At 38.9% G+C, this 22,376-nt stretch carries 26 protein-coding genes; 20 read left to right on the plus strand and 6 right to left on the minus strand.

Going from position 1 to position 22,376, the window contains the following annotated elements; genetic code table 11:
* Nucleotides 1–29: 29 nt before the first annotated feature.
* The 4 genes from OMU_RS20940 (at nucleotide 30) to OMU_RS20955 (ending at nucleotide 2,082) form a co-directional block, all read left to right on the plus strand.
* Nucleotides 30–482, plus strand: coding sequence for a hypothetical protein (locus OMU_RS20940; RefSeq protein ID WP_016181846.1), 453 nt, complete (start codon nucleotides 30–32; stop codon nucleotides 480–482).
* Between the two features lie 2 nt (nucleotides 483–484).
* Nucleotides 485–940 carry a PTS sugar transporter subunit IIA gene (locus tag OMU_RS20945; protein WP_016181847.1) on the plus strand — a complete coding sequence of 152 codons (456 nt, stop codon included), beginning with the start codon at nucleotides 485–487 and terminating at the stop codon, nucleotides 938–940.
* A gap of 156 nt (nucleotides 941–1,096) precedes the next feature.
* The gene (tsaE, locus tag OMU_RS20950) at nucleotides 1,097–1,564 is read left to right on the plus strand and encodes a tRNA (adenosine(37)-N6)-threonylcarbamoyltransferase complex ATPase subunit type 1 TsaE (protein WP_016181848.1); all 468 of its coding nucleotides are present in this window, start codon (nucleotides 1,097–1,099) and stop codon (nucleotides 1,562–1,564) included.
* Nucleotides 1,561–2,082: a GNAT family N-acetyltransferase gene (locus OMU_RS20955; protein WP_016181849.1), complete on the plus strand. Its 522-nt coding sequence runs from the start codon at nucleotides 1,561–1,563 to the stop codon at nucleotides 2,080–2,082. The genes tsaE and OMU_RS20955 overlap by 4 nt, the downstream gene beginning before the upstream one ends.
* Before the next feature lie 34 nt (nucleotides 2,083–2,116).
* Here OMU_RS20955 and OMU_RS20960 read toward each other — a convergent pair whose 3' ends face one another.
* Both OMU_RS20960 and OMU_RS20965 read right to left on the minus strand, forming a co-directional pair.
* A complete protein-coding gene (locus OMU_RS20960; RefSeq protein ID WP_016181850.1) occupies nucleotides 2,117–2,650 on the minus strand; it encodes a 3'-5' exonuclease in 534 nt (177 codons plus the stop codon).
* A gap of 77 nt (nucleotides 2,651–2,727) precedes the next feature.
* Nucleotides 2,728–3,483, minus strand: a complete 756-nt coding sequence (locus OMU_RS20965; RefSeq protein WP_016181851.1) for an exodeoxyribonuclease III — start codon at nucleotides 3,481–3,483, stop codon at nucleotides 2,728–2,730.
* A 159-nt stretch (nucleotides 3,484–3,642) separates the two neighbouring features.
* On the opposite strand from OMU_RS20965, the gene OMU_RS20970 reads away from it, so the two are divergent.
* Together OMU_RS20970 and murB are read left to right on the plus strand one after the other, a co-directional pair.
* Nucleotides 3,643–4,554: a Gfo/Idh/MocA family protein gene (locus tag OMU_RS20970; RefSeq protein WP_016181852.1), complete on the plus strand. Its 912-nt coding sequence runs from the start codon at nucleotides 3,643–3,645 to the stop codon at nucleotides 4,552–4,554.
* Nucleotides 4,555–4,639: 85 nt separating this feature from the next.
* The gene (gene murB, locus OMU_RS20975; RefSeq protein ID WP_016181853.1) at nucleotides 4,640–5,545 is read left to right on the plus strand and encodes a UDP-N-acetylmuramate dehydrogenase; all 906 of its coding nucleotides are present in this window, start codon (nucleotides 4,640–4,642) and stop codon (nucleotides 5,543–5,545) included.
* A gap of 48 nt (nucleotides 5,546–5,593) precedes the next feature.
* Here the strand turns inward: murB and OMU_RS20980 are convergent, their stop codons facing one another.
* The 4 genes from OMU_RS20980 to OMU_RS20995 are packed head-to-tail and all read right to left on the minus strand — an operon-like array spanning nucleotide 5,594 to nucleotide 8,474.
* Nucleotides 5,594–6,217: an ECF transporter S component gene (locus tag OMU_RS20980; RefSeq protein WP_016181854.1), complete on the minus strand. Its 624-nt coding sequence runs from the start codon at nucleotides 6,215–6,217 to the stop codon at nucleotides 5,594–5,596.
* Nucleotides 6,218–6,220: 3 nt separating this feature from the next.
* The gene (gene coaC, locus OMU_RS20985; protein ID WP_016181855.1) at nucleotides 6,221–6,763 is read right to left on the minus strand and encodes a phosphopantothenoylcysteine decarboxylase; all 543 of its coding nucleotides are present in this window, start codon (nucleotides 6,761–6,763) and stop codon (nucleotides 6,221–6,223) included.
* Complete coding sequence (locus OMU_RS20990; protein ID WP_016181856.1) at nucleotides 6,760–7,485, minus strand: phosphopantothenate--cysteine ligase; 726 nt, start codon at nucleotides 7,483–7,485, stop codon at nucleotides 6,760–6,762. The genes coaC and OMU_RS20990 overlap by 4 nt, the downstream gene beginning before the upstream one ends.
* Entirely contained in the window at nucleotides 7,482–8,474 is a 993-nt protein-coding gene (locus OMU_RS20995) for a YhdH/YhfP family quinone oxidoreductase (protein ID WP_016181857.1), read from the minus strand. The genes OMU_RS20990 and OMU_RS20995 overlap by 4 nt, the downstream gene beginning before the upstream one ends.
* Before the next feature lie 213 nt (nucleotides 8,475–8,687).
* On the opposite strand from OMU_RS20995, the gene OMU_RS21000 reads away from it, so the two are divergent.
* The 14 genes from OMU_RS21000 to OMU_RS21065 all read left to right on the plus strand — a co-directional run bounded on the left by OMU_RS21000 (nucleotide 8,688) and on the right by OMU_RS21065 (nucleotide 22,375).
* Nucleotides 8,688–9,230, plus strand: a complete 543-nt coding sequence (locus OMU_RS21000) for a helix-turn-helix domain-containing protein (protein WP_016181858.1) — start codon at nucleotides 8,688–8,690, stop codon at nucleotides 9,228–9,230.
* A 16-nt stretch (nucleotides 9,231–9,246) separates the two neighbouring features.
* Complete coding sequence (locus OMU_RS21005) at nucleotides 9,247–10,335, plus strand: ABC transporter ATP-binding protein (RefSeq protein ID WP_016181859.1); 1,089 nt, start codon at nucleotides 9,247–9,249, stop codon at nucleotides 10,333–10,335.
* A 12-nt stretch (nucleotides 10,336–10,347) separates the two neighbouring features.
* Nucleotides 10,348–11,157 (plus strand): ABC transporter permease, encoded by an 810-nt coding sequence (locus OMU_RS21010; protein ID WP_016181860.1) that lies wholly within the window; start codon nucleotides 10,348–10,350, stop codon nucleotides 11,155–11,157.
* Complete coding sequence (locus OMU_RS21015; protein WP_016181861.1) at nucleotides 11,154–11,999, plus strand: ABC transporter permease; 846 nt, start codon at nucleotides 11,154–11,156, stop codon at nucleotides 11,997–11,999. The genes OMU_RS21010 and OMU_RS21015 overlap by 4 nt, the downstream gene beginning before the upstream one ends.
* On the plus strand, nucleotides 11,996–13,066 hold the full coding sequence (locus OMU_RS21020) for an ABC transporter substrate-binding protein (RefSeq protein ID WP_016181862.1): 1,071 nt from the start codon (nucleotides 11,996–11,998) through the stop codon (nucleotides 13,064–13,066). Before OMU_RS21015 ends, OMU_RS21020 begins: the two co-directional genes overlap by 4 nt.
* 435 nt (nucleotides 13,067–13,501) lie before the next feature.
* Nucleotides 13,502–14,806, plus strand: coding sequence for an IS91 family transposase (locus OMU_RS21025; protein WP_071879978.1), 1,305 nt, complete (start codon nucleotides 13,502–13,504; stop codon nucleotides 14,804–14,806).
* A gap of 43 nt (nucleotides 14,807–14,849) precedes the next feature.
* Nucleotides 14,850–14,984 (plus strand): hypothetical protein, encoded by a 135-nt coding sequence (locus tag OMU_RS23980; protein ID WP_002302374.1) that lies wholly within the window; start codon nucleotides 14,850–14,852, stop codon nucleotides 14,982–14,984.
* Between the two features lie 175 nt (nucleotides 14,985–15,159).
* Entirely contained in the window at nucleotides 15,160–17,238 is a 2,079-nt protein-coding gene (locus OMU_RS21035) for a BglG family transcription antiterminator (protein ID WP_016181863.1), read from the plus strand.
* 3 nt (nucleotides 17,239–17,241) lie between these two features.
* Entirely contained in the window at nucleotides 17,242–17,718 is a 477-nt protein-coding gene (locus OMU_RS21040; protein WP_016181864.1) for a PTS sugar transporter subunit IIA, read from the plus strand.
* Nucleotides 17,719–17,733: 15 nt separating this feature from the next.
* Nucleotides 17,734–18,024 (plus strand): PTS sugar transporter subunit IIB, encoded by a 291-nt coding sequence (locus OMU_RS21045; RefSeq protein ID WP_016181865.1) that lies wholly within the window; start codon nucleotides 17,734–17,736, stop codon nucleotides 18,022–18,024.
* Between the two features lie 61 nt (nucleotides 18,025–18,085).
* On the plus strand, nucleotides 18,086–19,357 hold the full coding sequence (locus tag OMU_RS21050; RefSeq protein WP_010741515.1) for a PTS galactitol transporter subunit IIC: 1,272 nt from the start codon (nucleotides 18,086–18,088) through the stop codon (nucleotides 19,355–19,357).
* Between the two features lie 74 nt (nucleotides 19,358–19,431).
* The gene (locus OMU_RS21055; protein WP_016181866.1) at nucleotides 19,432–20,496 is read left to right on the plus strand and encodes a galactitol-1-phosphate 5-dehydrogenase; all 1,065 of its coding nucleotides are present in this window, start codon (nucleotides 19,432–19,434) and stop codon (nucleotides 20,494–20,496) included.
* Nucleotides 20,493–21,548 carry a zinc-binding dehydrogenase gene (locus OMU_RS21060; protein ID WP_016181867.1) on the plus strand — a complete coding sequence of 352 codons (1,056 nt, stop codon included), beginning with the start codon at nucleotides 20,493–20,495 and terminating at the stop codon, nucleotides 21,546–21,548. The genes OMU_RS21055 and OMU_RS21060 overlap by 4 nt, the downstream gene beginning before the upstream one ends.
* A 26-nt stretch (nucleotides 21,549–21,574) precedes the next feature.
* A complete protein-coding gene (locus tag OMU_RS21065; protein WP_016181868.1) occupies nucleotides 21,575–22,375 on the plus strand; it encodes a sorbitol-6-phosphate dehydrogenase subunit in 801 nt (266 codons plus the stop codon).
* Nucleotide 22,376: the final 1 nt, after the last annotated feature.

The following is a 22,376-nucleotide window of genomic DNA, read 5'->3' on the forward strand; positions in this document are numbered from 1 at the left end:
TACGTTTTGTTATGAAAGGAAGAGTTTAAATGATAGCGCTTAGATCAATGAATGTTAAAAGAAATCTGTTACTTGGTTATTGGATTGTACTGCCGGTGCTCTTTTATTTTTATTTATTTTTGGTAAGCTTTAATCAGCACGTAACGATTCAACAGCTTATCCTGCAAATTCCGGGATTCACGCTAGCATTTCTGCTATCTTTTTTAATGCTTTTTCAAGCCGCTTGTCTTTATCTGATTGGCGCTCAAAATGAAAAGAAGTCGTTGATTGAAAAACGCTTTTTGACCTTCAGCTTGTTTCAACAGATTTTGACAGGAAATATCATTGGCGCGGCTTTATGCTATTTCTATAGTAGAAACATGTTTGCTGAAAAACAGACTGCTTCACGGAATGAGAAATTTATCTTCTGTTTTGCGATTGGATTTATTAGTTTGATCAGTGTGGTCGTCATAGTTATTGCTACGAGGTTGAAAGGGGTATAAGAATGTTTTCTATTTTTAAGAAGAACCAAACCAGCATCTTCAGTCCAGTGGATGGCAAATTGATCCCGCTATCTGAGGTAAGTGATCCGGTCTTTTCTCAAGGAATGATGGGACCAGGTTTTGCGGTTGAACCTGCATCAAATGAGATTTTTTCTCCAATTACAGGAATAGTAACCAGTGTCTTTCCAACCAAACATGCGATTGGTCTGGAAATGAGTGACGGAAAAGAGGTTCTGATCCATATTGGCATCGATACAGTCGAGCTAAATGGTGAAGGCTTCGATGTACTTGTTGGTGAAGCCAATAAAGTAACGCCTGAAACGAAGCTGGCGATTGTCGATCGAGCATATTTAGCAGAACAGGGAAAAGAAAGCACGATCATGGTGTTGTTTCCCGGCAGTTCGGATACCTATTCGATTGAGGCGAAAACAGTAAATGCTGGTGATGAGATTATTTGATGTAGAAATCGCTTGAGCGTTTGTAAGTAAAGGCAAGTATGGTGAAGAGATCATCATGCTTGCTTTTTTGTGTCCGGAAAAAATAAAGAATCTTTTTCTTTTCTCTCTAAGCGTAAATCGTTATACTAAATTGGTAGCAGAAAAGAGGGATACAGCGTGATAACATTAGTAGATACAACAGCAACAGAAAGATTAGGAAAAATAATTGGTACGGTGGCAGAGCCTAGCGATAATTTAGTATTAACGGGTGATCTTGGAGCTGGGAAGACAACTCTAACAAAAGGGATCGCTTTGGGTTTAGGAATTGATCAAATGATTAAGAGCCCGACTTACACGATCATTCGAGAATACCAGCAGGGACGCATACCGCTTTACCATATGGATGTCTATCGCATTGAGGCTGGGGCGGATGATTTAGGCTTAGATGATTATTTCGAAGGCGATGGTCTTTCCGTAGTCGAATGGGGCCAGCAGTTAGGCGAGTATATGCCGGAGGATTATTTGGAGTTGATTTTATCTAAAGATGATCAGGATGAAAATCTGCGTAAAGTCGAGTTGCTTGCAAAGGGAATACAGGCTGAAAAATTTCAGAGTCGCATTTTGAAAGCGTGGGAAGCGGAATGAGTGAGGTCGAGATCACGCTAAGAGAAGCAATCCCGGACGACGCTGCAGCCTTATTGCAGGTGAGTCAGAAAATCGCTGAGGAGACGGACTTTTTAATCATGGATGAAGTTGGTTTAGGCTTGAGTGAAGAAATGTTAAGCCTGCAATTGGCTGATTTATACGAAAGTGAGAACAATTTATTACTGTTAGCTTTGGCAGATGAAAAGATCGTTGGTATGGCTTCAGTCAAGGCGGCGTCAGAATTCACTGTCGCGCATATTGGCGAGGTTGGTATCAGTGTGTTAAAAGAATTCTGGGGGATTGGTTTAGGTTCTGCTTTATTAAATGAGGTCATTTACTGGAGCGAAAATGCTTCACCGTTGCGGCGATTGGAGCTAACCGTCCAGAAACGCAATGAACGGGCGATTCATTTGTATCAAAAATTTGGATTTGAAACTGAGGCTGAGATGATACGTGGAGTGCGTGATAGTAAGGGAGAATTTTTAGATGTTTTGCTGATGAGTAAATTGATCAATTAAAAAAGCGAAGCAGAGCGCTTCGCTTTCAGTCCATCTACATTGGTAAAACTAATTTTTTCAAAGGATCGACTCCAAAATGATCCTCTTGATAAAGCAATATTTTTGCACAGGCTCGACTGTCTTCTAGGGCATCATGGTGATGCTCTAGTGGAATAGCTAATTCTTCACAGACAGTGTTCAGTCGATGATTTCGCATTTCGGGAAATAGACGGCGACTGGTTCTTACAGTACAAAGTGACAAATAAGATGGCTGCTCTAAATGATAATAATCCAGACAGCCGGCTAATACCTTTGTATCAAAGCCGGCATTGTGAGCGACGATCAAACGATTTTCCTGATAATAGTGTTGGATTTCTTGCCATACTTCAGGAAATTTTGGGGCATTCTCCACGTCCTCTGGATGAATCCCGTGAATCTGAATGTTTTTCCAGAAGAATTCTGTTTCTGGTTTAATTAAGGAATAATATTCACCCACGATTTGGCTGTTTTTAACCATTACGAGTGCTAATGAACAAGCACTATGTGTTTGGTAATTGGCTGTTTCAAAGTCCATTGCAATAAAATTCAACAAGGGTCACCTCTTCGCCATTGTTTTAACATATTTCTTTCAGCGGCGAAAGGTTTGCGGCAAAAATTTCAAACATTTTAAAGATTGATATCCAATTCTACCGGGCAATGATCGCTGCCGAAAATCTCAGTGTGAATTTTAGCATCTTGCAGTTTTTCTTTTAAGTCATCAGAAACGACAAAGTAATCAATCCGCCATCCAGCGTTGTTTTTGCGGGCATTGAAGCGATAGCTCCACCAAGAGTAGATGCCCTCTTGATCTGGATAGAAATGACGGAAGGTATCAATATAGCCGTTCTCTAATAAGATACTGAATTTTTCTCGTTCTTGCGGCGTGAACCCAGCATTTTTTTGATTGGTTTTCCAATTTTTTAAGTCGATGTTTTCGTGAGCGACATTTAAATCACCGCAGAAGATGACTGGTTTCTTTTCTTTCAGCGCATTCAGATAGTTTAGGAAGGCTTCTTCCCACGTCATGCGGTAATCTAAGCGCTTCAATTCATTTTGCGAATTAGGTGTGTAGCAGGTAATCACATAATATTCAGGGTATTCCAGCGTGATGACGCGACCTTCTTGATCGTGCTCATCAAGCCCAAGACCATAAGTAACGTTTAGTGGTTCGTATTTTGTAAAAATAGCGGTACCCGAGTAGCCCTTTTTCTCTGCATAATTCCAATATTCATAATAGCCAGGCAGATCCATTTCGATTTGACCAGCTTGCAGTTTGGTTTCCTGCAGACAGAAAAAATCGGCGTCTAATTCATTAAAGACGTCCATAAAGTTCTTTTTCATCACAGCTCGTAAGCCATTGACGTTCCAAGAAATAAATTTCAATGTTCATTCCTCCATACTAAATCTTGTGATTTACTCATGGACTCATTGTAACGAAAAAAAGTCAGAAAGCAAAGGATGCCAGATCGGCAAACCATAATTTTGTAGATAAGAAATATCTAATGAGATGTAAAAAATTATAGCGAAGAAGGAGAATGATAAATGAAAATCGGAGTTATCGGCATTGGAGGAATCGCCCAAAAAGCCTATTTACCAACCTATGCTAAAATGCGCAAGGAGGCGTCATTCATTTTCGCGACGCGTAATGATGAAACCAGGGATAAGATTTCTCGCGAATACAATTTCGTTAATACGGTTGCAACGATTGATGAACTGTTGGCTGAGAAAATCGACGCCTGTTTCATCCATGTTGCTACAAAGGTCCATTTTGAGATCGCTAAGCAATGTCTAGAGGCGGGGGTCTCAGTATTTATCGATAAGCCTGTTAGTGAAAATTTGCAAGAGGTGCGTGAATTGCAGGAGCTGGCAAAGTCAAACAAGCTGTTGTTTATGGTGGGCTTTAACCGGCGTTTTGCTCCAATGGTGGAACAGCTCAAACAGCTTCCGCAAAAGCATGTCATTCATTTGGAAAAGAATGAACCGAATCATGCGATGAATACACAATATGGTATCTATGACTTATTCATTCATTTAGTGGATACCGCTGTTTATTTGCTGGATGATGAAATCATGACGGTGCATTCAAAAATTCGTGAAGAAAAAGGGAAAATGACCTATGCACAACTGCTGCTTTCAACAGCTACAACAGAAGTTATCCTGTCAATGGATCTGATGAGTGGCGGGAAAATGGAGCGTTACCAAGTCAGTTCACCTGAACAAACGAATATTTTAAATCAATTGACCGATTTGACGATCAAAAAGGGAACAGTGGAAGAAGTTCAACGATTTGGGGATTGGACGACCACGTTAGAAAAACGCGGATTTGAGCAGTTAGTTATCCGTTTTATTGCCGCATTAAAAGGTGAGGCTGTTGATTTGCGTCAGAAAAATGTTTTGTTAAGTCATGAGTTGTGTGAAAAGATGCTGCAGCAGCATATTCGTCATCAACTATAAGGGGTGGTAAGTTTTTTTCTCGCGTGCTAAAATAGCAAAGATGTTTGAAAAATTTACCCGTAATGAACGAGAAAGGCTTATCAAAGTGAAAATTACTGAATTATCGAGCGCATTACCAAACGTGAAAGTCCTTTTGGATGAACCTTTAATGAATTATACCTTTACAAAAACTGGCGGACCTGTGGACGCTCTAGCATTTCCAAAAGACAATGAAGAAGTGAAAGCATTAGTTGATTTCTGTCGATCAAATGACATTCCCTGGATTGTTTTAGGCAATGCCAGCAATCTAATTGTCCGTGACGGCGGTATTCGCGGATTAGTGATCATGCTGACGGATATGACAACGATCCGTGCAGAGGAAGATACGATTACTGCTCAGGCTGGTGCTAAGTTAATCGACACAACATATGTTGCGTTGGATCATTCGTTGACCGGCTTTGAATTTGCTTGCGGTATTCCTGGGAGTATTGGCGGTGCGGTCTTCATGAATGCTGGTGCATATGATGGGCAGCTGGAAGATGTTTTTGAATCAGTGGATGTATTATTAGCTGATGGTACATTTGAAACGTGGTATAAGGATCAAATGAATTTCTCTTACCGTCACTCAGCGATTCAAGATCAACCAGCGATTGTTTTGAGTGCTACCTTTAAATTAACACCAGGTGACTACGACCAAATCGAAAAACGGATGAAGGAACTTACAGAATTGCGTGAATTGAAGCAGCCGTTGGAGTACCCTTCATGCGGAAGTGTCTTCAAACGTCCGGTTGGTCATTTCACTGGAAAATTAATTCAGGATGCCGGCTTGCAGGGATTAGTCTGGGGTGGCGCGCAAATCTCTGAAAAGCATGCTGGTTTTATTGTTAATATCAACAATGCGACAGCGACTGACTACATTGAGTTGATCGCTCATATCCAAAAGACAATCAAAGAAAAATTTGATGTGAGCCTAGAAACAGAAGTCCGAATTCTAGGTGAAGAACCGAAATAATAAAAATGCTTGGAAGAAAACCGTGATGGCTTTCTTTCAAGCATTTTTCTATTTTTTCATTAAGCGCAATAGAACGGCACAAATGGCCATCGTTGCGATACCGGCAACAGCTGCTTCAACTAAGCCGCTACCAAAGATAATTCCTAGAATGACACTATAGACGGTATCTGCTGTGACCTGCAAAACATTTGCGTAGCTGTCTTTAAAGAAGAAAAAGATTAGGTTCATCACTAAAATCGTATTCGTCATTGAGCCTGCTAAACCAGCGATAAACAAGCTGACTGGTCGTGCCTTTTGCTTCATTAAGGTATGGAGTCCTTTGTAAACGAAGTAGGGCACCACACCAATTAAAATACGAGGAATAATTGCTACGATAATTGCGCGCCAATCACCTTGATTCGTTAATGGATTGGCGATAAATGGTGAGAAGACAAAAGACATCGGTGTGATAACGATCGTTGCTCTTGCTAAACTAATCACCCCAAAGACAGCTCCCAGACCAGCACCAATGCGAGGACCTAATACAATCGAAGCAATAATCACAGGGATGTGCATGGTCGTTGCATTGATAGGTCCAATTGGGATAAATCCTAATGGTGTGACCGCTAAAATGATCATGATAGCTAAAAACATCGCGGTCAAAGTAAAACTTTTAACATTTTTCTCTTTCATTTGTTACTCCTTCAATTTTGAATTTACGATATGCACAATTTCAGCAATATCTGCCAAGGCACCGCGACCATAATCGCCGCAAGCAAGCAAGGCTTCTCGAGGTTTAATTTCTTGATAACCAACTTCTTTTAGCGTTGCCAAATTTCGTTGGACAATCGGATTTTGATACATATAAGTATTCATAGCTGGCGCGATAACTTTTGGTGTATCCGGCAGCAATGCTAAAGCTACGGTTGATAGTAAATCGTCAGCGATGCCGTTGGCTAATTTACCGATAATATTTGCTGAAGCAGGGGCAACCAGAAAGAGATCGGCTGCTTTAGCCAAAGCAATATGATTAATCAATGCGGCATCGGGTTCATCCATCACATCCAAGTGGACAAGACGATGCGACAAGGATTGGATCGTTAAGGGCGTGATGAATTCCGTACTGCTCTTGGTCATCACAACATCTAAGTTATAGCCCAGTTTAGTCAGTTGATTGGTAATGTCGGCAGCTTTGTAGGCGGAGATACTGCCGCTGACTCCTAGTAAGATGTTTTTCATTTTGCTTCCTCCAGTTTCATGACCTCTTTTTTGATCAGTTCGGCAATTTCAGTTTTTGTCTGTGCTTCTTTGACTTTATGCTGTTTATTGATCAGATAGCCATGATGTTTTTCACCGCGAATTTCCGCTAAATCATTTGCCAAGATAAAATCAGCTTGATTTTTTTCAAGGCTGGCTTTCGCTACATTTAATAATTCAATCATCGGCACGTCAACTAATAATTTAAAGCCAACCAAAATCGTTTGCGGCTGCAATTTTTTAATCAAAGAAATGATTTTTGGTGTTTTCTTTAGAACCACGACTAAATGATCGGTATCTGAAGAGATTTTTTTCTCTGTGCGCTCATTGGCGACTTCCACTAAGGCTTTTGGTAAGTCTACTGTTTTTGCTGCTATTACTGCTTCAAGGTCTTCAAGAGTGACCGAACTTTCTGGTGTGAAATCACTGACCGCCATGCTATGAATGACTGCATCATAGGTATTTTTTTTCATTAAATCCTTCAATGCCTTTTCAAGGTCTGCGGTAGAGTCAATCAAATGATGATGAATCATTTTTCCTTCAGGTTTTACCGCGTGACGTGTAGTAATCATATCAATAGTCACATCATCTTTCGCAAAGCTTTCCGCGATCGCTTTTCCTAGCTTACCGCTGGAATGATTTGTTATCGCACGAACATCATCGATTTTTTCTGAAGTACCGCCTGAAGTTATTAGAATTCTCACTGGTTTGTTCCCCCTAAAGCAACGATTGTACGTCCTACATGCTTTCCTTCTAACAGGGCATTCGCCGTTTCCAATACTTGCTCTAATTCAATTTGTTGGACTTGGAAATGATCAGACAAAGCCCATTCATTCGCCATTTTTTTCCAAAGCTTTTGGCGTTGCTCCATCGAAGCTTCGACTGAATCGATGCCTAATAAGTTAACACCTCGTAAAATAAAAGGCAAGACAGTTGTACTCAGTTTGATGCCGCCAGCATTTCCGCATAAAGCAGCACTTCCGCCATAGTTAATAAAAGGCAGAACCTGAGCAAGCGTATCGCCGCCGACCGTGTCAATGACAAAATCAAAGAGCTGCTTATTCAACGGACGGGCTTTTTCTGGAAACAGTTCAGTAGGAGAGAGAACAGCGGTTGCTCCTAGCTGCTGCAAGTAATCCTTTTGATCCTCTTTTCGACTTAACGCAGTGATTTCTTTACAGCCGATTTGTTTTAGGAAATGCAAAGCAACACCGCCAACACCGCCAGTCGCTCCAGTAACCAATACCCGACTCTCAGCATTTAATCCATGAATTTGCAACGCATCAACAGCGAGTGCAGCCGTAAATCCAGCTGTACCAAAGATCATCGCCTGTTTTGCAGACAAGCCTTCAGGCAGGTGAACGACCCATGCAGCCGGAACAACCTGTACATCGCTTAAGCCACCATCGTGCTTGACACCTAGGCCGAAGCCTGTGACTAATACTTCGTCACCAGATTGGAACTTTTTATCCTTACTTTCAATAATGGTACCCGCTAAATCAATGCCCGGCGTCATCGGATACTCCCGCAACACACCAGTATTGGGCCTAGTCGCTAAGGCGTCCTTATAATTGATGCCAGAATAATTCACCTTAACTAATACTTCATTCTCTTTTATTTCAGGTTTAGTAAAGTTTTCAATCTCTGTGTGAAGGGTTTCATCATTGATTACACGTAAACGGCGATAAGTCATTAGTTGTTAGCCTCCCTGTACTTAAAAAAATAGTTACTATTATCTTAGCGGAAATGAAAGAAAAAGCAAATTTATTTTCTCGTTAGTTTCCATTAAAATCGTGAAAGAATTTCATTCAGATCGCTTGATTTTTAGGAAAAAGTTCGTATACTGGAATGGTGCTATTAAACAAGAAGTTTACTATTAGCAAACAAGGAATGGAGGACTGAGAGTATGGAGATTGGTGAGAAGCTGCGAAATCTTAGAATCCAAAAAAATTTAACACAAGAAGAGTTAGGTGAACGAACCGATTTGTCCAAGGGATACATCTCTCAGTTGGAACGTGACCTAAGTTCTCCTTCTATGGAGACTTTTTTTGATATTTTAGAAGTTCTAGGTGTGACACCAGCTGAATTTTTCAAGCAAAAGACCGGTGATCAGAAAATTGTCTATAAAGATGAAGACACTACTTTTTACAGCGATGAGGAACACGGTTATCATATTAAGTGGCTGATTCCTGAATCGAATGAGAAGGAAATGGAACCCATTTTGTTAACGTTGGACAAAGAGGGGCAATATAAACAGTTTACGCCTTCGTTGTCTGAAACGTTTATCTATGTACTAAAAGGCAAGGTGGCGTTGCAATTTGGCGAAACCTTATATGAGGCGGAAAAAGGCGAAAGTATTTATTACGAAGCGAGTAAACCGCATCGGCTGCAAAACCAAGCGAATGGAGTCAGCAAAGTGCTGATCGTCGCTACAGATTCTTACTTATAGAAAAGGACGTGAAGTCATGGCAAATACAATTATTTCTTTTAAAGACGTGAGCAAACAATACGACGATGACGATCCGGTATTGAAGAAAATAAATTTTGATATTGAAGAGGGACGCTTTTATACCTTATTAGGACCTTCTGGCTGCGGAAAAACAACGATTTTAAGAATTATCGCCGGTTTCACAGACGTTAGTGAAGGCGATATTTTTTTTGAGGGAAAACGAATGAATGATATTCCGGCTAATAAACGTCAGGTCAACACAGTCTTTCAAGATTATGCCTTGTTTCCTCATATGAATGTTTTTGACAATGTTGCTTTTGGTTTAAAAATCAAGAAGCTATCACAAAAAGAGATTGAGAAAAAAGTTTTAGAGGCATTAAAGCTGGTTCAGCTACCAGGTTATGAAAATCGGGAAATCACCGAAATGTCTGGTGGTCAACGTCAGCGGGTGGCGATCGCGCGAGCGATTGTTAACGAACCGAAGATTTTATTATTGGATGAACCATTGTCAGCTTTAGATTTGAAATTACGAACCGATATGCAATATGAATTACGTGCTTTGCAAAAACGTTTAGGCATTACGTTTATCTTTGTGACTCATGATCAAGAAGAGGCTTTGGCTATGAGTGATGAGATTTTTGTAATGAATAAGGGTAAGATCGTACAAAGTGGTACTCCGGTTGATATTTATGATGAACCAATTAATCACTTTGTCGCGGATTTTGTTGGAGAAAGTAATATTGTCGCTGGTGAAATGGTGGAAGATAATCTGGTCAAATTTGTCGGCAAAACCTTTGAATGTGTCGATGGCGGGATGCGTCCTAATGAACCAGTAGAGGTTGTTTTGCGTCCAGAAGACTTGACATTAACCACACCTGAACAGGGCAAACTGGTTGTGACGGTTGATACGCAGCTGTTCCGTGGGGTTCATTACGAAATGAACTGTATTGATGCGGACGGAAACGAATGGATGGTTCATTCGACGAAGAAAGCCAAAAAAGGCAGCAAAGTTGGACTGTATTTTGAACCTGAGGACATTCACGTCATGCGTTTCAACGAAAGTGAAGAAGACTTCGAAGCTCGCTTGGAAAGCTATGAAGATTAGGGAGGGATCACTATGAAAAATATGCGTCGTTTATATTCAATCCCTTACTTTTTTTGGCTGCTGTTTTTTGTCATTGCGCCGGTGATTTTGATCGTCTATCAGTCTTTCTTTGATATGAACGGCAATTTTACGTTAACCAATTATCACACGTACTTAACCTCAAAAACCTATTTGATGATGACCGTCAATTCCGTACTATTTGCCTTTTTGATTACGTTGATGACGCTGTTAATCAGTTATCCAACGGCGTACTTTTTATCGAAATTGAAGCATCGCCAATTATTACTGCTGCTGGTTGTCTTGCCGACATGGATTAATTTGTTGCTGAAGGCGTATGCCTTTATCGGTATTTTTAGCGCGAACGGTTCGGTCAATGATTTCTTGAGTTTTATCGGGATCGGACAGAAACAGCTGCTATTCACTGATTTTAGTTTCATGTTTGTGGCGGCTTATATCGAACTGCCTTTCATGATCATGCCGATTTTCAATGCATTGGAGGAAATCAATCCTTCTTTGATCAGTGCTAGTCGCGATTTAGGAGCAAATAATTTTGATACATTTCGTCGGGTAATTTTCCCGCTTTCCTTGAATGGCGTAAAAAGCGGTGTTCAGGCTGTCTTTATCCCGTCGCTCTCACTCTTCATGCTGACGCGCTTAATCGGTGGAAACCGCGTGATCACGCTAGGTACAGCAATCGAAGAACATTTCTTGGTGACGCAGAATTGGGGCATGGGGTCTACGATCGGTGTGATTCTGATCGTGGCTATGTTTATTGTGATGATGCTAACCGGTGAAAAACGTAAGGGAGGTCGGGTGAAATGAGAAGAAGAAAATTTTCCTGGTCCACAGTTTATTTGATTTTTGTGTTTATTCTATTGTACATTCCGATCTTCTATTTGATTTTTTATTCCTTTAATCAGGGCGGCAATATGAGCACCTTTACTGGGTTTACTTGGGAACATTATCAAAGTCTGTTTTCAGATAGTCGCTTGATTAGTATTGTCGTTCAGACCTTTGTGCTGGCATTTTTGTCCGCATTGTTGGCAACGATTATTGGGACTTTCGGTGCGATGGGGATTTATTATACACGTAAGCGAAATTCAAGAAATGTCCTATTGGGGCTGAATAACATCTTGATGGTTTCACCGGATGTTATTATTGGTGCCAGCTTTCTGATTCTCTTTACGATGCTTGGTGGGGTTTTGAAGAATTTCCAATTAGGCTTTGTCAGTGTGCTGCTTTCTCATATCGCCTTTAGTATTCCCATCGTTGTTTTAATGGTGTTACCGAAGCTGAAGGAAATGAATGATTCTATGATTGATGCGGCGCGCGATTTAGGCGCGAATAATTTTCAAGTGTTATCCAATATTATATTGCCATTTTTGACACCGGGAATTATTGCGGGATATTTTATGGCCTTCACCTATTCATTGGATGATTTTGCTGTGACCTTCTTTGTTACCGGAAATGGCTTTACGACACTTTCAGTCGAAATTTATTCACGGGCTCGACAAGGGATCAGTTTAGAAATCAATGCCTTATCGACTCTGGTCTTTATTTTCTCTCTGTTGTTAGTCGTGGGTTATTACTTTATTAGTCGTGATACTTCGAAAAAAGCACGGAAACGCAAACGCGATTTTGAGGAGGTGGCAATACTGAAATGAGAAAATTACAATCACTTTTTATCGGTGTCGTCGCCATCATTCTCTTACTGACATTTTTAGTCATTCGCTTGAATCATTCTTCTAATGCTAGTTCAAAAGTTTTGAACATTTATAATTGGGGCGATTATATCGATCCCGATTTGTTGAAACAATTTGAAAAGGAATACGGCTATAAGGTCAATTACGAAACATTTGATTCAAACGAAGCCATGGAAGCCAAAATCAAACAAGGCGGAACAGCCTATGATATTGCGATTCCTAGTGAATACATGATTCAAAAAATGAAAAAAGAGAAATTACTACTGCCATTGGATCATTCAAAAATTCATGGCTTAGAAAATATTGATTCACGTTTTTTAGATTTGGATTTCGATCGAGACAATAAATACTCGATTCCGTATTTCTGGGGGACCTTAGGAATTGTCTATAATGATAAATTTGTTGCTGGAGAAAAAATCAAGCATTGGGACGATTTGTGGCGCCCAGAATTGAAGAACAATATCATGCTAATCGATGGTGCTCGAGAGGTTATGGGCTTGTCCTTAACCACCTTAGGCTATTCCATCAATAGTAAGGACATGACACAGCTGAATCAAGCCATCAAAAAATTAAGCAGCCTGACGCCTAATGTCAAAGCGATCGTTGCTGACGAGATTAAAATGTATATGGCAAATGAAGAAAGTGCAGTCGCGGTGACCTTTTCTGGAGAAGCAGCGGATATGATGTCGGAAAACGAGCATCTCCATTATGTGATTCCACCTGAAGGTTCAAATCTGTGGTTTGATAATATCGTGATTCCAAAGACCTCCAAAAATCAAGAAGGCGCCTATGATTTTATCAACTTTATGCTGAAGCCAGAGTCAGCCAAGCAAAACGCAGAATATATCGGTTATTCAACACCGAATAAAAAAGCATTGGCGATGCTGCCAAAAAGTATTTCTGGTGACAAGCAATTTTATCCAGACGATGAGACCATTAGTCATTTGGAGGTTTATAAAGATTTAGGTCCAGAATATTTGGGAATCTATAATGATTTGTATTTGGAGTTTAAGATGTATCGGAAGTAGTGTGGGAACTGGGGAAAACAGCTTCAAACAAAAAAATATAACTATTAATACACAGCATATCGTCAAAAAGATGTGCTGTTTTTTTTGATACAAGAAATGTAAATATTTATAATGCTATCTATTTGTGAGCGATATTTTTCTGGGAGAGACTTAATAATTTGCTTGATGAGAACGAGCGAAATAAGTATAACTAGCGGGATGATTTTGAACAGTAAGGATAACAAAAATATGATAGTATTTAGTGGCTTGAGCTACTGTGATTTTGATCGTATTTCAATAGGATTTAAGAAAAATTGATATAAAGGTTGTAAAACAGGGGAAATCACCTGTTTTTTTTAACATTAAAGGAAGTATAACATTTTAAGCGGTCAAAGGATTGATACATCAATCTTTTGACCGCTTTTCATCTGGTCTTTTTCCTATTAAACTGGAGATATGAAACCCAATATTTTACACGCCATTTTCTTTGATGAATATCAAAACTGGGAGAAATTCAATCAAAGGTACACAAGAAGGATTCGATCCGTTGTGAAAAGAGAAGTGAAGAAGTTTCGCGATTGTGGTGACCTTAAAAAAGGTTATCGTCTATTTGTCTGTGAAGGATGCCATGATGTAAAGAAAGTGGCTTTTCGTTGTAAAGGGAAATTTTGTCCAACTTGTGCAACTGGGGAAAGTCAACGGTGGGCAGAGGTTGCGGCGAATGATCTGTTTACAGTGACGCATCGACACGTCATCTTCACGATCGATGAAGGTTTACGTGAGATTTTTCTGAAGGAGAAGTATCGTAAGGAGCTTTTAAAAGGATTAATGGATGAAGCTGCACGGATACTATTAGATTTTTTTAGAAAGCACCATATACAAGCTGGGGTTGTGGCAACACTCCACACCTTCGGTTCTCAGCTAGAATACAATCCGCATGTTCATTTAGTCGTCACCATGGGTGGACTGACGAAGGATGGAAAATGGAAGGACTATGACTATTTTCCGTTCGCAATGTTGAGGAAATATTGGCAGAATGCGGTCCTAAAGCTCATTCGAAGAACCTTATCCCAATGGGATAAGGCACGAGTCCAGCCGCTTTTACAAGCGGCGTACACGAAAAATGCAGAGGGTTTTTACGTGCATGCACCCAAAAGGAGCCGAACTTCTCTCAAAAAGATATTAGAATATATCAGTCGTTATATGAAACGTGGTCCCATTGCTTTAAATCGTATCCTTTTGTACGATGGGAAAATAGTGATGTTTCAGTATCATGATAAACGAACTAACACGGATAAGATAAAGACGATGTCGGCAGAGGAATTTATTGGTGCACTGATTCGTCATATTCCAGAGAACCAGTTCAAAACAATTCGTAGATACGGCATTTATAGTCGGCGGATCAAGACAATCATGAAAAAAGTATTAAGTAATTACCAGAAAGAGATTCAACGAATGCTTGTGAATGTGAAGAAAGCACTTAAACCAAAATCATGGTGTGAACGAATAGCCGAAGAATTCGGAGTAAATCCATTGGAATGTACTAGATGTGGCGAATATTATGAATTTAGTGGAGTTAGTGTGTCTAAAAATGGACGACTTGTAGTGAAATATGCGAAGAATAAAGAATCGGAACGATTCATGCGAGAGGAGAATAAAAAAATTGGGGAAGAAGCATCGAAACGTAAGTATGAAAAAGAAAAAGAAGCAGCTTTTAAAAAACTTCGATTCCAATGGAGTGGTTCATTACATTTGTCTTGAATGTGGGATAAAGGAAAAAATTCCAAAGGAAGTAGTTCAATTTTTGGATGCAGGAGATGTTGCATTTGATCCTGAGAACGCTCCGCAATTTGATTGCGAAAAATGTGGTGGAGAGATGTATCCAGAATACTATAAGAACGTACTTGGATACGAATTTAGAATCAGTGATCGACAATAAAATGATTTATCTAAACAAAAAGTCCTCAGGAGCGGTTTTCTCCTGAGGTTTTCTTAATGGGGAAACCAAATAAGGAGGTAGTGTAAGCTCATGTTGCACAAAGTATGCATATTATTGGATAACAAAGTTTGTAGATTTGAAAACGTTTTTAAAGTATTTTGAGAGTGTAAGGGTGATGAATATGAACTTAGAAGATAGAAATAACCAAGTATTAATGGAACTAATAAATAATCCCCAAGTTACTAGTAAAGTTTTATATGAAAGGTTTGATCTATCAAGAAGTCAATTGAATTACGCTTTAAAAAAAATCAACGATTTTCTAGAAGATGGAAAGTTACCACAAATCAAAAGAACAAAAAAAGGCCATTTTTTAGTTCCTAATGTAGTGGTATCTGTATTTGGAGGTGGTAAAGAAAAAGAACGTGAAAAGAAAGCGCACTATGTATTTTCTGGACAAGAAAGAATCTGGGGAATCGAATTAATGATTTTGGCAAAAGAAGAGTATCTTTCGTTAAATCATTTCATCGTGGAATTAGAGGTTAGCAGGAATACTATTTTACGAGACTTAAAAAGAATCGCAGAAGACATTGAAAATTATGGGCTGAAACTAAAGTATACACGACAGAAAGGATACTATTTCCATGGAGATGAATGGAATAAAAGAGAACTGCTGTCGGCAACCTTAATGAATTTGGCAGATATTTATGATGGAATCAATTGTATTATTCGATTTTCAAAAATTGATACAGATCTAATTGAGGTTTTCAAGAATCGTATCGGGTTAGTCGAAGAAAAATTAAATATTCAATTTACTGATGATCGCTTAAAGGTTTTGCCACTATTAATTATTCTAATTATTCGGAGGGCAAAAAGGGGGAAACAAATAATCTATAATTTCAAAATTGATGATTTTGAACTTGCTGATACAAAAGAATTCTTGGCAGCGGAACACATTATTTGGGATGTAGATGAAATAAGTAGAAATGAACGAGTGTACCTAACTTTGTTATTGCTTACAACTAATCTATCGCAAGCAAACATTCTTTCAGTTAGAGAAATTGATAATTTAAAAGAAGCCTTATTTGAAGTATTGAACAATTTTGAAAAAGTATCTGGACTAAGTGTTGAGCGTAAAGAAATATTGTTAGAGCGCTTATTGATTCATATGAGGCCAGCGTATTATCGCATTAAATACCATCTAAATCTGCAAACACGATTTTATCAAGAGAATAAAGACACCGATTTGTTTTCATTATTTTATTTAGTGAAGGAGTCTAGTGAACCTCTTGAGGCTTTTTTTGGAGAGGAAATACCAGATCCAGAATTATTCCTGATTTCTTTATTCATTGGCAGTCATATTGTTGAAAGTACGGAGATCATTCGAGATGAAAATAGAAGGCGGGCAATTATTGTTTGTCCGAATGGTATCTCAATCTCGCTATTGCTAAAGAATACGTTACAGAACTTATTACCAGAAATCGACTTTGTAGAGTTAATCTCTGAAAGAAAATTCTATCGAAATAATTACGATGTTGACTTCATTTTTTCAGCTATTCCTCTGGAAACAGAGAAACCAGTTTTCGTCGTAAATAATTTCTTAACTGATCAAGAAAAGAGACAGTTAAGGGAACGGGTATTACGTTCAGTGACACTAGCTCAAAACACCGTTATAAATCCAGGAAAGATCATGTCATTGATAAAGAAATATGCGGTGATTTCTGACGAAGAAAATTTATATCACGAACTATTAACGTTGTTTACTCCAAAAGATTTCGAGAGATTAGAGAAGAAACGTATTCATTTGATCGATACATTAAAAATGGATACGATCCAAATATTTGATGATGCCATAGAGTGGTCAGAACTCCTTGATAAATTGGCCCGGCCTTTAGAGAAGCAAAAGGTTATTAGTAAAAATTTTGTAACGGTTTTAAAACAAGAGATGCCCATATTACCTCAATATACGGTTTTACGAAATACCATAGGTCTGCCGCATACGATGAGTGAAGCAGGAGCGCTAGGAGTAGGAATCAGTATGGGAATCGTTAAGAAAGGAATACTTACTGAAAATGGATCAAAAGTACACACAGTTGTTCTGTTGGCCTCTAATGATAAAGATAAACATGTTGATTTGATCTTTGAATTGATGAGCTTAGCAGGTTCAGAACAACTAAAAAAAATAGAAGAAGCAACATCTATCAGAGAAATACGCACTTTGTTAGTAGATTTTAGTGAAAAATATTGGAGGAACTAAGAGATGGGCAAAAGTGACAAATTAAGTTTTTATGTTAAGACTCCTTTGATTTTTGTTCAAGAATCTTTTTCGAATTCTATCGAAATTTTTGAACAGGTCTATGAACACGCATTAGAGCTAGGATGGGTCAGAAGTGATTTTCTAGAACGAATAAAACAACGAGAGGAGACATTTCCGACTGGAATTCAGTTGGAAAAATTTGGTGCAGCCATTCCACATACGGATGCTGAATGTATTTTAACCGAATTTGTGGCAGTGATTACTAATAAGGAGCCTGTTCAATTTACTAGCATGGAGGACAAAAATAAAAAAGTAAATACGGATGTTATTTTCATTTTGGGATTAAATCAACCACACGCACAGTTAGAAATGCTGCAATCATTAATGAAATTACTACAAAATGACAATATTTTAGAAGAAGTTTTAACAGCAAAAGATTCAGAGCAATTACTTTATGCAATTAAAAAAATTGAAAAATAAAAGGAGACGATTAATATGAGAAAAATTAAAGTATTGGTAGCTTGTGGGGCAGGAATAGCTACATCAACAGTAGTTATGAAAAGAATTGAAGATCTATTGCAGGATAATAACATTGAAGCGGATGTTGAACAAATTAAAATTGCCGAAGCGGTATCTAAACAAGAAGGGGCCGATATGCTTATCTCGACAACAATTTTACCGACTCAATACAAAATACCAGCAATTACAGCCTTGGGATATATCAGTGGAGTAGGCGCTGATAAACTAGATGAAAAAATCTTGGAAATTGCACGATCTGTCAATTAATAAAGTTAGTTAAAAATAGTGGCCGCTATTTAAAATAAATATATAAGGAGGATTTATTTGAATGAAAGCTATTAACGATGTTGTACAGTATATCCTTAATTTAGGACCTACTGTCATGCTCCCCATTATGATCCTAATCATAGCACTCATTTTTAGAGTACCATTTGGGAAAGCATTAAGATCAGGATTAACAATAGGAATTGGGTTTGTAGGTATTAATTTGGTTATTGGTGTGTTATCAGATAATTTAGGGCCTGCAGCTCAAGCTATGGTCGAACGCTTTGGATTTCATTTGACTGTGATTGATACTGGGTGGCCATCCGCAGCATCTGCTGCATGGGCTTCGCCGGTTTCAGCAGTTTTAATTCCGATTTGCCTGATTGTAAACGTTATCTTACTACTGTTAAAAGTTACGAAAACTTTAGATATTGATTTATGGAACTATTGGCATTTTATCGCTGCGGGAGCAACAGGTTATATTGTAACAAATGGCAACTGGTGGTTTGCTATTTTATGTGCCGTATTGTATGAGATTGCTTGCTTGATTATTGCCGATAAAACAGCACCTTTAGTAGCGAAATTCTATGGGTTGGAAGGCGTAAGTTTACCAACTGGATCAACGGTGGCATTTGGCTTAGTAGGTATCCCAATTGGTATTGCTATAAGTAAAATTCCTGGTTTAAATAAGTTGCACGCTGATCCAGAATCGATCCAAAAACGGTTTGGAATTTTTGGCGAACCAATGATGATGGGAATTATTATCGGGGCAGCCATTGCTGCACTAGGCGGTTATGATATTGGAGGCATCTTAAAAATGGGCATTAACATGGGAGCAGTAATGTTCTTGATGCCACGGATGGTAAAAATCCTAATGGAAGGTCTCATCCCGATTTCAGAGTCTGTCAGAGATTTTTTACAAGAACGTTATGGTGAAAGAGAAATTTATTTAGGCTTAGATGCTGCGGTTACCACTGGACACCCAGCTAACTTGGCAACCGGCTTGCTTTTAGTTCCAATAACTTTATTTATCGCTGTAATATTGCCGGGGAACAAAGTATTACCTTTTGGTGATTTAGCAACTATCCCCTTTTATGTTTCTTTAATTGTTGCTCATCGGAAAGGGAATATTATTCAATCGGTATTAACAGGAACTGTTGTAATAGCATTGGCATTATACATGGCAACTAATTTTGCTCCTGTTCATACGGAAATGATGCGAGGCGTGTATGAGTTTCCCAAAGGAGCAACACAAGTATCAACACTCGATATGGGCGGTAATTTCCTAAACTGGGTAATTTTGAAATTTTCTCAACTGGTTTCTGGAATCCTTTAATTTTTTATAGTCACTACTGAATTAAGGGACTCTAAAATGGGTCCCTTAATTTTTTGAAAGGGAGGAGTTTTGTCATGAAAGCCGCATTGTTAAAAGGATTGAATCAATTTGAAATAGAAACTATCGAAAAGCCAATTCCTAAGGAGCATGAGGTTTTGGTAAAAATTAAAGCTGCAGGAATATGTGGATCTGATATCCATAAAATGCAGAACGAATGGAAATATGAGCTTCCCATGGTTATGGGGCATGAATTTTCTGGAGTCATTGAATCCATAGGAAGTAAAGTAAAAAGGATATTGATTGGCGATCGAGTGGTTGTAGCGCCTCTGATCCCCTGTCATGAATGCGTCTATTGTGAATCGGGAAAATATCAGCTGTGTGAAGACTATACAATGATAGGTTCTCACCGGTATGGCGGTTTTGAAGAGTATGTGACTGTTCCAGAAGAGAACGTGATCAACATTGGGGAAAGCATTTCTTTTGAAGAGGCCGCAATGATTGAACCATTAGCGGTAGCAGCTCATGGTGTAATGGGTTTAGATCCTAAAATCGGAGATACGGTAGCGGTATTTGGTTTAGGTACGATCGGAATATTAACAGTTCAGTGGTTGCGATTAACTGGTGTAAAAAAGATTATTGGCATTGATATCGACTCAAATAAGATAAACGAAGCAAAAAAGTACGGCGTAACAGATACGATAAATTCTTTAGAAGAATCATTAGAAGAAAGAATATTTAAGCTAACTGACGACCTTGGGGTAGATATTGCTATCGAATGTGCTGGTTCCAAAATTACAGAAGAGCAGTGCCTGTTAATTACAAAAAAAGGCGGAAAAATTGGCTACCAAGGAATCGCTTATTCAGATGTTCTATTACACCAACGAGCTTTTGAAAATATTTTTAGAAGAGAATATACAATAAACGGTTTCTGGAATTCTTATTCAGCACCTTTTCCGGGAAAAGAATGGATACATTCTGCGAAGTTTATCGAACAGGGGAAAATAAAGCTAAAAGAATTGATTTCTCATCGTTACGAATTGGCAGAGATTCAAAAAGCATTTGATCTGACAGTGAATCGTGAAGAATCCTATAACAAAGTAATGATTTTTCCGGAAGATAGAAAAGAGGAAAAGAAATGATGAAGGGTGTTTCAAAACAAGCCTCAGGCTACGATCAAATGGCATTTATCGATTTATCTGTTCCAGAAGCAACAGATGACAAGGTCTTGATTAAAGTCGCTTATACAGGTATTTGCGGATCAGATATCCATACTTTTAAAGGTGAATACAAAAATCCCACTACTCCCGTCGTCCTAGGACATGAATTTTCTGGGCAGGTAGTTGAAGTCGGATCCAATGTAACAAAGGTCAAAGTTGGTGATCGGGTAACAAGTGAGACGACCTTTTATGTCTGCGGCGAATGCGATTATTGCAAGGAAAAGCAGTATAATTTGTGTCCCCATCGAAAAGGAATCGGCACGCAGCAAAATGGCTCCATGGCAAACTATGTGTTGGCTCGAGAAGAAAGCATTCATTTACTGCCGGATCATTTAAGCTATGAAGGTGCGGCGATGAGCGAACCATTAGCGTGCTGTGTCCACGCGATGTATCAAAAGAGTCACTTGGAATTAAAAGACACGATCATTATCATGGGCCCTGGACCAATCGGACTGTATCTTTTGCAGATTGCCAAGGAAATTGGAGCCTTCGTCATTATGACGGGGATCACAAAAGATGCTCATCGCTTAGCATTAGCAAAAAAACTAGGTGCGGATGTGATCGTTGATACGATGAAGGAAGATCTAGCGAAAGTCGTTAATGAGATCACGGATGGCTACGGTGTCGATAAAGTGTATGATGCCTCAGGTGCTGTACCAGCAGTCAATGCTAGTCTGCCGTTGATTCGCAAGCAGGGGCAATTTATTCAAGTAGGCTTGTTCGCTAATAAAATGGTGGATTTAGACACTGAATCGATCATTCAACGAGAGATCGAATACATCGGCAGTCGTTCACAGAACCCTTATGACTGGCCGATTGCGATCCACTTATTAGCGAAAGGTGCGATCAATATCGATGAGATGATTACGAAAAAATACCCGTTGACTGAATGGCGGAAAGCCTTTGATAAAGTGATGGAAGGCAACGAAATCAAGGTAATGATCGAATCCAATCCAGAAGAGTTCACTGATTAAGGGAAAGCTAAGTAAGGAGGAGAGACATGGAAAGTTGGTTGGGTTTAGATAATAAGGTAATTATTGTAACAGGTGGTTCTGCCGGAATCGGGCGTAGCATCGTTAAATATTTGATAGAAAACAATGCACAAGTGGTGAATTTCGATTTAAAGAGTGCCAATCAACTTAAACAAAAAAATTATTATTTTTATAAAGTTGATGTATCAAAAAAAACTGAGATAGAGCAGCAAGTAGCTCATGTCTTTCGGAAATTTGGGCGAATTGATGGTCTGGTAAATAATGCAGGGATAGCGTTACCGGGCATGTTAATAAATCCTGATAACACTGGGAAGTATGAATTAACCGAGGAGCTATTTGACCGGACTGTCTCAGTTAATCAGAAAAGTGTATTTCTGATGAGTCAAGCAGTGGCGCGTAAGATGGTTCTGCAGCATTCTGGAGTGATTATAAACATGTCGACTGAAAGTGCTATAGAAGGATCAATCGGACAAGGTTTTTACGTAGGTACAAAGGGAGCTATTAATAGCATGACTTGTACTTGGGCAAAGGAGTTAGGTAAATATAATATCCGAGTATTAGGAGTAGCGCCAGGAATTATGGAGGAAACGGATCTGCGTTCTGAAAAGTATGAAGAAACCTTAGCTTTTGTTCGAGGAATATCACCAAAAGAATTGAGAGAAGGCTATGTAAAAGCTTCTAGTATACCCCTCGGTAGAGCAGGAAAACTAATGGAGGTTGCAGAAGTAGTTGCCTTCTATTTATCAGAGCATGCCAGCTATTTAACCGGTATTATCACAAATATCGCTGGTGGAAAATCTAGAGGATAGG

Origin of the sequence: Enterococcus avium ATCC 14025, assembly GCF_000406965.1 — a bacterium.
Lineage (GTDB): Bacteria > Bacillota > Bacilli > Lactobacillales > Enterococcaceae > Enterococcus_A > Enterococcus_A avium.

Coding starts and splice junctions, on each gene's coding strand:
- OMU_RS20940 (WP_016181846.1), top strand. CDS start 30: ATGATAGCGCTTAGATCAATGAATGTTAAAAGAAATCTGTTACTTGGT.
- OMU_RS20945 (WP_016181847.1), top strand. CDS start 485: ATGTTTTCTATTTTTAAGAAGAACCAAACCAGCATCTTCAGTCCAGTG.
- OMU_RS20955 (WP_016181849.1), top strand. CDS start 1,561: ATGAGTGAGGTCGAGATCACGCTAAGAGAAGCAATCCCGGACGACGCT.
- OMU_RS20970 (WP_016181852.1), top strand. CDS start 3,643: ATGAAAATCGGAGTTATCGGCATTGGAGGAATCGCCCAAAAAGCCTAT.
- OMU_RS20980 (WP_016181854.1), bottom strand. CDS start 6,217: ATGAAAGAGAAAAATGTTAAAAGTTTTACTTTGACCGCGATGTTTTTA.
- coaC (WP_016181855.1), bottom strand. CDS start 6,763: ATGAAAAACATCTTACTAGGAGTCAGCGGCAGTATCTCCGCCTACAAA.
- OMU_RS20995 (WP_016181857.1), bottom strand. CDS start 8,474: ATGACTTATCGCCGTTTACGTGTAATCAATGATGAAACCCTTCACACA.
- OMU_RS21000 (WP_016181858.1), top strand. CDS start 8,688: ATGGAGATTGGTGAGAAGCTGCGAAATCTTAGAATCCAAAAAAATTTA.
- OMU_RS21005 (WP_016181859.1), top strand. CDS start 9,247: ATGGCAAATACAATTATTTCTTTTAAAGACGTGAGCAAACAATACGAC.
- OMU_RS21010 (WP_016181860.1), top strand. CDS start 10,348: ATGAAAAATATGCGTCGTTTATATTCAATCCCTTACTTTTTTTGGCTG.
- OMU_RS21015 (WP_016181861.1), top strand. CDS start 11,154: ATGAGAAGAAGAAAATTTTCCTGGTCCACAGTTTATTTGATTTTTGTG.
- OMU_RS21020 (WP_016181862.1), top strand. CDS start 11,996: ATGAGAAAATTACAATCACTTTTTATCGGTGTCGTCGCCATCATTCTC.
- OMU_RS21025 (WP_071879978.1), top strand. CDS start 13,502: ATGAAACCCAATATTTTACACGCCATTTTCTTTGATGAATATCAAAAC.
- OMU_RS21035 (WP_016181863.1), top strand. CDS start 15,160: ATGAATATGAACTTAGAAGATAGAAATAACCAAGTATTAATGGAACTA.
- OMU_RS21040 (WP_016181864.1), top strand. CDS start 17,242: ATGGGCAAAAGTGACAAATTAAGTTTTTATGTTAAGACTCCTTTGATT.
- OMU_RS21045 (WP_016181865.1), top strand. CDS start 17,734: ATGAGAAAAATTAAAGTATTGGTAGCTTGTGGGGCAGGAATAGCTACA.
- OMU_RS21050 (WP_010741515.1), top strand. CDS start 18,086: ATGAAAGCTATTAACGATGTTGTACAGTATATCCTTAATTTAGGACCT.
- OMU_RS21055 (WP_016181866.1), top strand. CDS start 19,432: ATGAAAGCCGCATTGTTAAAAGGATTGAATCAATTTGAAATAGAAACT.
- OMU_RS21060 (WP_016181867.1), top strand. CDS start 20,493: ATGATGAAGGGTGTTTCAAAACAAGCCTCAGGCTACGATCAAATGGCA.
- OMU_RS21065 (WP_016181868.1), top strand. CDS start 21,575: ATGGAAAGTTGGTTGGGTTTAGATAATAAGGTAATTATTGTAACAGGT.